Origin of the sequence: Moorena sp. SIO3H5 (genome assembly GCF_010692395.1) — a bacterium.
GTDB lineage: Bacteria > Cyanobacteriota > Cyanobacteriia > Cyanobacteriales > Coleofasciculaceae > Moorena.
The window spans coordinates 15,570-27,310 of sequence record NZ_JAAHHS010000065.1 but is presented as its reverse complement, the minus strand read 5'-3'; the positions used below and the strand labels follow the sequence as shown (position 1 = coordinate 27,310).

Sequence of the window (11,741 nt, the reverse complement as noted above, 5' to 3'; positions counted from 1 at the left end):
AAGCAAGTTACGCACACAGACCCATACGCCACTCGCGCTTTGCATGGCTGACAGCGTGGGCGTAGCCCATTAGCTGATACGCGACACGCGCTATAGCTTACCTCCCTACTCCCCACTCCCTAGTCCCTACTCCCTATTCCCTATTCCCTATTCCCTATTCCCTTTAGGATATTACTTTCTCTTAAAAATATCCTTGCGTTGGTTGAATAAAAATTCCCAAGGAACTACCATGATACTCCGTAAATCGGATTGTAGTCTATTCACTTTGTAGGTACGTGGAGCAGGAGTCACCTCCTCAAAATAGTCTGAATGTAAGGTGAAGCCAAAAGTTACCTGGTCTGGCAGACGAAGTTTAGCAATTGGTCCATTGCTGATATTATCAGCAGTAAATAGCCAAGCCTCCAAGCTGTCTGGGGTTAACACAGTAGTTAAAAGATACCCTTCGTTTTGGGGAATGAATTGAATACTATTTAAAATACTTCCTACAGGATACACATAAAAATCAAGTAATCCCTTCCCTAAATCACACACATAGGTGTCAGGATTTTGTTCCTGTTCTTGTTTGATATGGTCAGTTAGTTCTTGCCAATTCTGATCTAGAGGAATTTTAGCGAGAACTGAAGGCAGGTCTTGTTGAGGAAGTTGATCATCCCTGAGAACTCTGTTTTTACTATCCCGAAAACTAAGATATTGACGACGACAGATAAACTGTTGGTAATATCCAGCATAAACTTGATAGAGAGCAGAGTATCCCTTTTCCGCCAAGAATTCTCGTGGATCAGCAGTGAAGAGGGTTGTGGTAAACCATCCTGGATGGACAAAGGCTTCTTCACTAATCACTTGAGTATCTTGGATCACCACTTTGCGCAAAACCCCAGGATCGAAACCAAACATCCAAGGGATACCATAATAGTCTTTATCATACTTCTCACCACTAAAGTGTTTAACATCATCCGGTCGCAAGGCTTCAGTGAGGCTAATTGTTGCTTGCTGGATCCCAACTAAATGGATATTGCCATCGATATGATGATAGTTACATAAGAAGTGATAGCTATCCCCACCAAATGTGACTAAACGGGATCGAACAGTTTCCTTGTCTGGTTTGAGTTCATCACGATCAACGATATAAATCTGTGTTTTTGGATAAGCTTTCAGAGGCGGAATCTTGACTCCTAATAGCATTGCCAATCCCATTTGGAATGGCATATCTGGAATCATAATACATTTTTCAGTTACTATCGCTGAATGAGGACTCCCCTCCAGAACTGTTCCTTCTAATTCCCAGTGTTTTAAAGTTCCTTCCCCATCCCAGGTTGTGATATAAACAGCACTGATCATATCAGTGAATAAATCCCCTGGATTGGGTTTAGATTTTAACTCACAAGTAATCAGTTGTTTGGTTTTAGGGTCAACTAATGGGTGGGCTGTATTGGCTACCATTGGGAAGAATGATAGGGGAACAGAAACCACATGTTCGTCAAAATACCCGATTGGGGTTATAGTATCAAGGGTGACTGGATCGACTTCCCAATAACGTCCTGCATCCGCCGTCAAGATCAGCCTGCCATTCATATTGACAATGGCTGTGTTAGCGATTTCTGAAATCCCTAACGGACTGATGACTGCGGGAAAAAATCCTTTTGATAAATTGTATATGGGGAGGATCTTATGCCAAACACTATCCCACGTCTTTAGTCTTTTACTGTGAACCTTGATTTTGCCATTGTCACTCTTGAGATCCCATTTAATAATTACCCCTTCACCGGCAAATAGATGACGCTCTTTTTCTCGGTGATAAGGAGCAACAATAAAAACATAACCGGATAAGTTTTCTGGCCAACTTCCCTCAATTACTGATGCTTCAAACTCCCCCAGTGTTGAGCGGCTAAAGTTTTTGAAATTGACCTCGGATGTAGAACTTGATTGGGCTACCATCTGTTTTTCCAGTAAATTGGATTTAGTCAATAATTTTAGTAAGCCGTAAGCTCTCAGCAGTCAGCTATCACTCAGTTTTTTATATAGAGGGATTAACCGCTGGATGCTTAGGATTTTTATCTCTTATTTTATTAAATATTAAACTAGTCTCTTAAATCAAATTATCGAGATTTTCTTAATAAAAGTTTATAAAAACCATTGGGGGGAAGACTCATCAGTCGCGAAGAGTGTAATGGGTCTTACCCTGAAAAATAGTCTAGGTGTAACTGTCCGCCAAAACTAGTTTACAGCAGGGTTTACACTAGCCTTTTTTCAAGGCAATGATGATACTGTATTGTCGGACAAATGCCATAAAGTGGTCGATAAAAGAGGTAATGTCTTCCTCTGTTTTAGCTGATTTGTCCGACTTACTCGTAGATGTGTCATTGCGCCATACCTCTATTATAAATAGCCTGAGCAATTTCCTTACCCATGTCTGTGGGATTGTCGGTTTTAGTTAAGTTTAAATTCACTGGTACAGTGGGAATATTGGTACTATTTTTCCAATTTCGAGGTAGTCCCTTCACCTTAAGCAAACGGGATAATTCTGCTTTCACCGCTGCTTGTAAGCGTACCCGCTCTAGTCTATTCAGGTCAATTCCTTCTAAGCTTAGCTCTGGGATTTTAATGGTAATGTTCATCAAGGGAGTAGGGAAAGGCAAGAGGCAAGAGGAACCCACCCCTAACCCCCTCACAGGGGTAGGTTTTTAACAAAAACGTGAGGTGTAGGGTGTGGGTTGTGGGGTGTGGGGTGTAGGGGATAAGACAATATACTTAATTTGACTTAATTTGTCAAAAAATCATTGTCTTGTACCCTACGCGCCAGTGGAGGAAACCCCCGCAGGTTGGGCTTTGGTGAGCAAACCGCATCTAATTATTAAATTCGCGCTTATTTTCGCACCATTAGCATCGCTTGTCTGTAGCCCCACACCCCACACCCAACCCCCTACACCCCACACCTGAGGTCAAACTAAAAAACCTACCCTTATGAGCCCCTAACCCCTCCCAGGAGGTGCAGGCAAGAGGCAAGAGGCATGCATGCAAGAGTTAATCAACTCTAGAGGTATTTTGGGTTATGTAAAAAACGGTCATCAATAAATACTAGATATAACTCTGCCCAATTATCTAAATTTAATTATTTATTGACCCTAATTTAAGCACTTTAGTTATCCTTACTTATACTAACTCTGTCAACTAACTCTGTCAACTAACTCTGTCAAAACGATCTATAAGTGTAGACTTAATTATCCCAAATAATTACCGTTTTTTACCTTACCGAAAAATCCGATTCCCGATTCCCGATTCCCGATTCCCGATTCCCGATTCCCGATTCCCATATCCGCTGTTCCCTAAAAAAACAGACTTCATAATTAATGAACACTAAGCTACTCAATTTAAGGCGATGTAAAAAAAAATAATTGTTTCACTTTTTCCGAATCAATCTAGTGAATTGACACTCCCTTCCATTGGTTTTATCTGTACCAAGAACCTACAATCCTGGGGAATACATTTGTATTTTGCACCGCAATCTGATTCTGGATGAAGCTCATAACCTAGCTGGGGGGTCTTTCCCCTAGTGCCACAATTATAACGCTACGCGCAAGGGCAAGAGGCAAGAGGCAAAAGTTTACTAAAAAAGGGTTTCAGCTTATATCAATGTCCTAACTTTAATGCGTAGTGCTATAAGACTACTTGATTGGTTGTGTACTATGCCTTGATATGAGGGGTCAGAGCCACAGAGTGGTTTAGGCTAAATTCCTCGTACACTAGAATTAATAAGTAGATGCTACATCGCCTTAAATTGGTTTACGTTTGTAGTCATCCCCTTGAATTGGTTTACTTTTGTAGTCGTGGAAGTATTTTCCACGACTATTTTTTTTGGTCTTCACTAGTAAGCTATCAGCTCAGTAGGTCGTGCAAGAAAAAAGGAGGCATATTACCAATTCTAGCAATTATACGACTTGTGAGGTACAAATTTTTATTTTTTAGGGAGCAGGGAGCAGGGAGCAGGGAGTAGGGAGCAGGGAGTAGGGAGCAGGTAAGAGGTAAGAGGCTGACGGGGTGACAAACAGCCTTAAAAGCTTTACGGGGTGACCGGGTGCTCACAGGGGTAGGTTTTTTACTTTGACCTCAGGTGTGGGGTGTAGGGGGTCGGGTGTAGGGTGTGGGGCATTTCAAAGCGATGCTAATGGTGCGACAATAAGCGCGAATTTAATAATTAGATGCGGAAAGCCCACCAAAGCCCGACCTGCGGGGGAACCCCCAAGACCGCGCTGCCTCCCCAAGACCGCGCTGCATCGCTTTTATTTTCCCCACACCCTACCCCCCACACCCCACGCCCCACACCCCACTGTGAGGATGGGGAGATTTTTATTTCACAGGAATAATTGCTAGAACCATTATTCTACAATCAAGAGAGCTTTTTTATCACTCTTTCCGACTCCCTGTTCCCTATTCCCTGTTCCCTGTTCCCTTTCCTATATGTCTATTGTTATTGTCGAAAATCTCAGCAAAATCTACCCAGTAGCAATCAAACAACCAGGACTAAAAGGTACCTTAAACCATTTCTTCCGCCGTACCTACCGTTCAGTCAAAGCTGTACAAGACGTTTCGTTTGAAATTGGCTTTGGAGAAGTAGTCGGATTCTTAGGGCCCAATGGTGCTGGTAAAACCACTACTCTCAAGATGCTGACTGGACTGATTCATCCGTCTAAGGGTCGAGTCAGAGTTGTAGATTGCATCCCCAAACGACGTCAACCAGGCTTTTTGAAAAAAATTACCCTAGTTATGGGGCAGAAGCAACAGTTGCTTTGGGACTTACCAGCCCTAGATTCCCTGAGAATCAATGCCGCTGTCTATGGTATTTCTGATACTGACTATAAGCATCGAGTTGGGGAACTGACCGAGATGCTTTCCCTAGAAGGAAAACTGACTCAGCCAGTACGAAAACTCTCCCTAGGAGAGCGGATGAAAGCGGAACTACTAGCAGCACTACTACACCAACCCCAAGTGCTATTTTTAGATGAACCTACCTTGGGATTAGATGTCAATGCTCAATTGGCCGTGCGGGATTTCTTGCGGGAGTACAACCAACGCACAGGAGCAACAATACTCTTAACCAGTCACTATATGGCTGATATCACTGCTCTTTGCCAACGGGTGCTATTAATCCATGAAGGTCGGCTGATTTACGATGGCTCTCTAGAGGGATTACTTGAGCGCTTTGCTCCCTATCGTGAGGTCACCGTAGAACTTGCCCAGCCCTTACCTGAGGTAAAGACTAGTCAGGATATGTTTTTAGAGCGCTATGGTGAACTCAAAGAAGTAGATGGTCACCACGTGCGTTTCCTAGTGCATCGGGAAGTGCTTACCGAGACTGTGGCTCGGATTCTCGCTGAGCTGGAAGTAATAGATTTAAGCGTAACTGACCCTCCCATTGAAGAAGTTATTGGTCGTGTTTTCCAGACAGGAGTAGTAGAGTAAACTTGGCTGGAAAGGTTAGCTGGTCAGAATGTAGAATTAAGAATTAAGAATTTAGAATTAAGAATGCAGAATTTAGAATGCAGAATTAAGAATTAAGAATTAAGAATTAAGAATTAAGAATTAAGAATTAAGAATTAAGAATTTTTTGATTTGAAATTACCTGTTCCCTGTTCCCTGTTCCCTGTTCCCTGTTCCCTGTTCCCTACTCCCTACTCCCTAATCCCTAACATCAAAAATAAATGAAGCGCGTCCTAAAAATCATAAAAACCTTCCTTAGTGTTTATTACGCCCATATGATGGAGTATCGGGCAGAAATATTTTTTTGGGTACTGTCTAATCTGTTACCTCTGATTCTAATGGGAATTTGGATCAAGGCATCCCAAGAAGCAGAATTTGGTCTGAATTCTACACAATTTGCCCGTTACTTTATCTCAGTGTTTTTTATCCGCCAGTTCAACTTGGTATGGGTAATTTTCGAATTTGAAGACCAAGTGTTGCAAGGGCAGCTTTCCCCACGATTACTACAGCCCATTGATCCAGTGTGGCATCACGTAGCCGGTCACATAGCCGAACGATTTATCCGTATGCCGTTTAACTTAGGGCTAATCGGTTTGTTTTTTCTGCTGTATCCCCAAGTAGCTTGGGTACCGAATCTTGGCAATTTGTTCCTCGGTTGCCTGGTGGTGGTCATGAGCTTTGGCCTACGCTTTTTGATGCAGTATACCTTTGCCATGTTCGCCTTTTGGACAGAACGAGCTAGTGCTATTGAAGAGTTATCATTTTTGCTGTACTTATTTCTTTCTGGGTTAATTGCTCCGTTGGAAGTCTTCCCTCCTTTGGTAAGGGCAATTGCCCAGTGGACACCCTTCCCTTATTTGATGCACTTTCCAGCAGCACTGTTTACTGGTTTACCTGTGAATGTGGTAGGGGGAATCTTGGTGATTCTAGGTTGGAGTTTGATATTTTTCCTAGTTAACCGCTGGTTATGGCGTAAAGGGTTAAAGCATTACTCCGGGATGGGAGCTTGATCTTATATTGCATTTATCAATTAACGCTCTAGCAACGAATGACCCTAAAACGTTTGCCCCCAAATTATCCCCCTAATTTACCTGAACCACGTCACTGCCACCAGCCAATGCTATGGTTGGCGATGGTTTTGGCCTCTGTTGTCATTCATCTATGCTTCTTGTGGATAGTGTATGTGCTCTTGATGGGGCGCTTCGAGAGTTCGCAACCCAGTCAGGATTTGATTGCCATCGATCTGATTGATATCATTCCGGAAGACATATCTGAGCAAGAGACATCACCAGAACACCCATCAACACCTCTAATCCATCAAAGCACGGATTTAGTTCTAACTAGTGCTAGGTCAGATCGGAATTTTAATCACCAAACTGTCTCTAACTCTACCATTGATGCCACTAAGCCTGACTTAGCTCAAACACCAACACAGGAAAGCTTAGCCGTTCAAGACCTAGCACTACCAACAGATTATGAATTAACTATACCTGTACCCGCACCTGAAACAACAACTCCGATCACTCCTGTTAAGCCTATTCCAGTCATCCAAAGGCCGCTAACTTTACCCTTACCTCTGCCACCACCGATTCAGCCACCGGCTTCCAGCATCTTGGAAGAGTCGGCATCAAAAGATACCTTTGTGGCTAAGATGAGTAACTTTGGTCTGACTAATCCGAATCGGGATATTCCAGACGAATTGGCTATACCGCTACCAGCTAACAAAACGGAATTTTCCGCTGAGGAGCTGAATTTGACAGGTATTGATTTATCGGAAGAGTTAGTGTTGAAGGTGGTGGTGTTAATTGATTCCAATGGTAAACCGGAACTGCTAGCGGACTATATTCAAGTGCAGCAAGGCAATATTAGTATTGATCAGGCTCAACAACTCGCTCAGCAGGTGATTCGCAATTGGCTGTTTGCCCCTACTTACATGGCAGGTCAACCAGTTTGGCAAGCTTATCGCTTTCAACTGACCATTGATCAAGAGGCAAGAGGCAAGAGGCAATAGGCAATAGGCATGCTAGCAAGAGTTCAGATTTTTCAGCTAAAAAATGTGGCATTTTGATTTTGTTATGTTATGATCCTAGAAGCGATGGAAACACTGCGGATGTAGTTTAGTGGTAAAACCTCAGCCTTCCAAGCTGATGATGGGGGTTCGATTCCCCCTATCCGCTCTTGAAATATTAGTTGTATATATTTTCGTGGTTTAGTGCGATCGCATAAGCGCGGAAGCTGAGGCCTTTGGCCACGCTGCGCGAACGCTTCCGGAGCGTAGCCAACGCCCTTCGGGCTAATCGCATAAGTCTAAATTCTAAATTCTAAATTACGAATGCTGTTTTATAGATGGAGCGCGGTCTTAGGGGAAACTCCTAAGACCGCGCTCCATCACTTATTCAAAAGCACCAATCAGTAGCGTTGCACAGGCTTTGGCCTTTGGCCACGCTGTGCGAACGACACTGTGATCCATAAGCTAATAGTAGTAGGGTGGGCAAAGTTCTGTAATCTAGAATACTCATTTGAACCAAACTGTTTTTGCCCACCCTACAAGCTTGACTGTGACCCATAAGCTGATAGCTGATAGCTTACGTGTTAAGACTCTACTTGACACTCGACATTGAAATTGAATTGCTCGGCACTACCACCAATGCCAATGCCAGTTTCAAATATCTCGGCATTAGTTAAGGTCATGTTGTTCATCACAGCTCCAGACACATGAGTGTCGTAAAGCTTGGCTGCTGTCAAATTAACTTGGTTGAGATTAGCGCAGTTTAAACTGGCATTGGTAACAAAGGCTTGGGTTAAGTTAGCCCCGTTTAAGTTGGCTCCAGTCAGGTCAGCACCTTCTAGGTTGGCTTCGATTAAGATTGCTCCTTGCAGGTTAGCATTCCTCAAATCAGCCCCAATTAGATGCGCGCCCGATAGATCCGCTCCTTTTAAATCACATCCTGGACATTCACCAGTTGAGAGCAACTGTTGAACCTGGTCTGGGTTCTCAGCTACGGCTGAACCAGTGAAGAACAGGGAAGCGACTAAGGTTAGCGTTGCCAAAATATTGAATTTCATTTTTGGCCTCCCTAGAAGGAAAATTATCAGTATGTATTGCTTTATCCCACTTTCATGATAACCCATTACTTGTCCGGGATTATACTGATTATTTGTTAAGGTTAGTTATGGAATTATTCCCGGCTCTTCCGTACTTGTTATGCTAGATTAACAATTTGCCAAAGGGAGCAGGGAGCAGGGAGCAGGGAGCAGGAGGAAGAGGCAGTATTCAGAAAAATTTATTGTTAAATAGCCTCATAACCCTTACACAGTAATATTTTCGGGTTTTTTCAACTATAAATTTAGCATAGTAGGTACTGAAGAACCTTATTGTCTAAATTGGTTAGGTTGTTAAGAAAAGACAAATAATTCTTAAGGTTAAGGGATTAAGGTGGTAGGGGATTAAGCGATCGCTAGCCAACGCCCTTCGGGCTAATCGCCTTTGGCCTCAGCTTCCGCGCTTATGCGATCGCATCGGAGCTATTGTTATAGCACTATACCAAAGGGAACAGCGGATCTGGGAACAGAGAGTAGGGAGTAGCGATGCAGCGCCGACCTGCGGGGGTTTCCAAGGCGCTGCATCGCTCCTAAACTCCGAAACGTGAGTCTAGCTTACTTCTGACTTCTGACTTCTAACTTCTGACTTCTGACTTCTGACTTCTGACTTCTGACCTGCGCGTAGCGCTATAATATCCCGGTGGAGGTTGAAACTCTCCGGTGATTTGGGTCAATGTCTCAGCAATTGCGGTCAGTCTCATATCACTGCCCCGTCTTCCGACCAGTTGCACACCAATGGGTAAGCCTTGCTGGGACTGGCTAAGGGGTAGGACTATGACTGGGTTTCCAGCTAAATTAAAAAGTGTAGTGTAAGCACCAATAGCTTTCAGATAAGGAAACTGCTTACCATCTATTTCAATTGGTTCCCCTGATCGGCGATGGGTAAATGCTGGTATTGGAACCACAGGACACAACCAAACATCCCAATCAGATAAGAAGCTTTCTAGATCAGTAATTATACGATCGCGTTTATGAAGAGCATGTTCATACTGTTGTTGATTTACGGAACTGCTCCAGGCTGAAAGCCCCGCGTTTTTAAACCGGGTCAGAAGTTACCCCAGCGAGCAATCCCTCGCTGGGGCAGCCTTTATGGTTGGTTAGAAGTTACCGCAAGAATAAGGCAGCCTTATATGGTTGGTCGGTTATGGGTAAAAGGGTTAAAACTTTATGATTAAGGCTGCCTTATTCTAAGGTTTCATCTCCGGTCGGCTATGGGTAAAAGGGTTAAAACTTTATGATTAAGGCTGCCTTATTTTAAGGTTTCGTCTCCGGGATGAAAGCCAGGTAGCGACTTTATTCGCCGTGAAAAATATTAAGTCACGACTTGACGGATTACGCTAAATAAGTTAATATAAAAATATAGCAAAAAAGGTCGATTTCTGATGATAATTTTAGAGTTTAAAGCATACGGTAAAGCTTTCCAATACAAAGCCATAGACGAGGCAATTCGGACGGTTAAATTTATTCGCAATAGCTGTATTCGCCTGTGGATGGACAACAAAGGGACAGGGAAATACGATCTTAGTAAGTACTCTAAGGTGTTAGCGAAGGAATTCCCTTTTGCCAATGAGTTAAACTCTACTGCCCGACAAGCTGCCGCTGAAAGGGCATGGTCATCAATTTCTCGATTCTTTGAAAACTGCAAGAAAAAAGTACCAGGTAAAAAGGGCTATCCTCGCTTTCAGAAACACTGTAGATCGGTTGAGTATAAGCAATCAGGGTGGAAGTTATCCCCTGATAAAAAGTCAATCACCTTTAGTGATAAGAAAGGAATCGGGAAGCTAAGACTCAAAGGTACCTGGGACTTGTGGCGCTTCGACAAAAAGCAAATCAAACGGGTTCGGGTAGTAAAAAGGGCTGACGGTTACTATGTCCAGTTCTGTATATCTGTCGATGTAAATGAACAATTAGAGCCATCCAAGGCGACCATCGGATTAGATGTAGGCTTAAAAGATTTCTACACTGATTCTGATGGTTATTCTGAACCTAACCCCAGATTCTATAGAAAAGGCGAAAAGCGTCTAAAATTTTATCAACGCCGGGTTTCCCGGAAAAAAAAAGGCTCGTCCAACCGTAGGAAAGCCGTTAATAAATTAGGCAGACAGCACCTCAAAATAAGTAGGCAACGTGAAGAACATGCCAAGAGACTGGCACGTTGCGCAATCCGGTCTAACGACCTGGTCGCCTACGAAGATTTGAGGGTAAAAAACTTAGTTAAGAACCACTGTTTAGCCAAATCTATTAATGATGCTGGTTGGTATCAATTTAGAAAATGGTTAGAGCATTTTGGCAAGAAATTTGGTAAAGTCACGGTTGCAGTGAATCCTGCCTATACAAGTCAGAATTGCTCAGAGTGCGGCGAAGTAGTCAAGAAGTCATTATCGACTAGAACTCACGTGTGCAAATGTGGGTGTGAACTTGATAGAGACCATAACGCTGCAATCAACATTCTAAAAAGAGCCTTGGGTACGGTGGGGCACACCGGAACCTGGATCTTAGATCCGAACACTTCGGGAGATCTGACCTCTACTGTTCTTGGTTCCGACCAGGTTCAGCAAGTCGGGTCGTTGAGCGAAGAATCCCCGCGTCTAATGACCGGGGAGTGTCAACTGGAACGCCACAGGAAATACCAGGTTATTTCCGAATTTCCCTGACTGCCAGCGAAGAAATGATTTCCCGTGCCCTGCCCAAATTCCAAGCCGCATTCCAAGACGCGATCGCATCTATTGACACTCCCCAGTCGTCCTGATGGGAATTGTATAGCGCTACCCTTAGCGTCACAAGTCACAAGTCACAAGTAATAAGTAGTCGGACAAAACTAAAATTAACTGTTGAAATAGGGAGCAGGGAGCAGGGAGCAGGGAGCTTTGAGGTTTACAAACGTACCTATTAACTGCAAAAAACGCTATGGTTTTAGACTTTTATTGAAGGTAATAACTACAACTGGAAAACCCACTAAGATTGCTCTAGCTAGATCTATAGCGTTGATCATAGCTATGAGGTACACATTATTTTTCGCCTATTGCCTATTGCCTATTGCCTGCTCCCTGCTCCCTGCTCCCTACTCCCTGTTATTGTGAATTTTAATTAAAGTCTTTTTAAAGGTTTTTTAAATCAAAAATGAAGACCATAATCCTGCTGGTGCTAGGGCGACTTCAATGGTT

General features: G+C 43.3%; 10 protein-coding genes and 1 tRNA gene. 6 read left to right on the top strand and 5 right to left on the bottom strand.

The window, feature by feature from the left end; all coding sequences use genetic code 11:
* Positions 1-171: 171 nt before the first annotated feature.
* Positions 172-1,965 (bottom strand): carotenoid oxygenase family protein, encoded by a 1,794-nt coding sequence (locus tag F6K52_RS10170; protein ID WP_293076998.1) that lies wholly within the window; start codon positions 1,963-1,965, stop codon positions 172-174.
* 392 nt (positions 1,966-2,357) lie between these two features.
* On the bottom strand, positions 2,358-2,669 hold the full coding sequence (locus F6K52_RS10165; protein ID WP_293076996.1) for a hypothetical protein: 312 nt from the start codon (positions 2,667-2,669) through the stop codon (positions 2,358-2,360).
* A 1,786-nt stretch (positions 2,670-4,455) separates the two neighbouring features.
* On the opposite strand from F6K52_RS10165, the gene F6K52_RS10160 reads away from it, so the two are divergent.
* The 4 genes from F6K52_RS10160 (at position 4,456) to F6K52_RS10145 (ending at position 7,652) form a co-directional block, all read left to right on the top strand.
* Positions 4,456-5,457, top strand: a complete 1,002-nt coding sequence (locus F6K52_RS10160; RefSeq protein ID WP_293076994.1) for an ATP-binding cassette domain-containing protein — start codon at positions 4,456-4,458, stop codon at positions 5,455-5,457.
* A 239-nt stretch (positions 5,458-5,696) separates the two neighbouring features.
* Positions 5,697-6,485 carry an ABC-2 family transporter protein gene (locus F6K52_RS10155; RefSeq protein ID WP_293076992.1) on the top strand — a complete coding sequence of 263 codons (789 nt, stop codon included), beginning with the start codon at positions 5,697-5,699 and terminating at the stop codon, positions 6,483-6,485.
* A 38-nt stretch (positions 6,486-6,523) separates the two neighbouring features.
* Positions 6,524-7,486 (top strand): hypothetical protein, encoded by a 963-nt coding sequence (locus F6K52_RS10150; protein ID WP_293076990.1) that lies wholly within the window; start codon positions 6,524-6,526, stop codon positions 7,484-7,486.
* A 95-nt stretch (positions 7,487-7,581) separates the two neighbouring features.
* A tRNA-Gly gene (locus F6K52_RS10145) sits at positions 7,582-7,652 on the top strand.
* A 415-nt stretch (positions 7,653-8,067) separates the two neighbouring features.
* Here F6K52_RS10145 and F6K52_RS10140 read toward each other — a convergent pair.
* Positions 8,068-8,541, bottom strand: a complete 474-nt coding sequence (locus tag F6K52_RS10140) for a pentapeptide repeat-containing protein (protein WP_293076988.1) — start codon at positions 8,539-8,541, stop codon at positions 8,068-8,070.
* A 611-nt stretch (positions 8,542-9,152) separates the two neighbouring features.
* Positions 9,153-9,626: an amidase family protein gene (locus F6K52_RS10135; protein ID WP_293077001.1), complete on the bottom strand. Its 474-nt coding sequence runs from the start codon at positions 9,624-9,626 to the stop codon at positions 9,153-9,155.
* Between the two features lie 333 nt (positions 9,627-9,959).
* Here F6K52_RS10135 and F6K52_RS10130 point away from each other — a divergent pair, with 333 nt between their 5' ends.
* Positions 9,960-11,231, top strand: coding sequence for a transposase (locus tag F6K52_RS10130; protein ID WP_293076986.1), 1,272 nt, complete (start codon positions 9,960-9,962; stop codon positions 11,229-11,231).
* Here the strand turns inward: F6K52_RS10130 and F6K52_RS10125 are convergent.
* Complete coding sequence (locus F6K52_RS10125; protein WP_293076984.1) at positions 11,212-11,358, bottom strand: hypothetical protein; 147 nt, start codon at positions 11,356-11,358, stop codon at positions 11,212-11,214. The genes F6K52_RS10130 and F6K52_RS10125 overlap by 20 nt on opposite strands.
* Before the next feature lie 86 nt (positions 11,359-11,444).
* Here F6K52_RS10125 and F6K52_RS10120 point away from each other — a divergent pair, with 86 nt between their 5' ends.
* Positions 11,445-11,657, top strand: a complete 213-nt coding sequence (locus F6K52_RS10120) for a hypothetical protein (protein ID WP_293076982.1) — start codon at positions 11,445-11,447, stop codon at positions 11,655-11,657.
* Positions 11,658-11,741: the final 84 nt, after the last annotated feature.

Excerpts from the sequence above, each read along its gene's own strand:
- F6K52_RS10160 (WP_293076994.1), top strand. The coding sequence starts at position 4,456 with ATGTCTATTGTTATTGTCGAAAATCTCAGCAAAATCTACCCAGTAGCA.
- F6K52_RS10150 (WP_293076990.1), top strand. The coding sequence starts at position 6,524 with ATGACCCTAAAACGTTTGCCCCCAAATTATCCCCCTAATTTACCTGAA.
- F6K52_RS10140 (WP_293076988.1), bottom strand. The coding sequence starts at position 8,541 with ATGAAATTCAATATTTTGGCAACGCTAACCTTAGTCGCTTCCCTGTTC.
- F6K52_RS10155 (WP_293076992.1), top strand. The coding sequence starts at position 5,697 with ATGAAGCGCGTCCTAAAAATCATAAAAACCTTCCTTAGTGTTTATTAC.
- F6K52_RS10130 (WP_293076986.1), top strand. The coding sequence starts at position 9,960 with ATGATAATTTTAGAGTTTAAAGCATACGGTAAAGCTTTCCAATACAAA.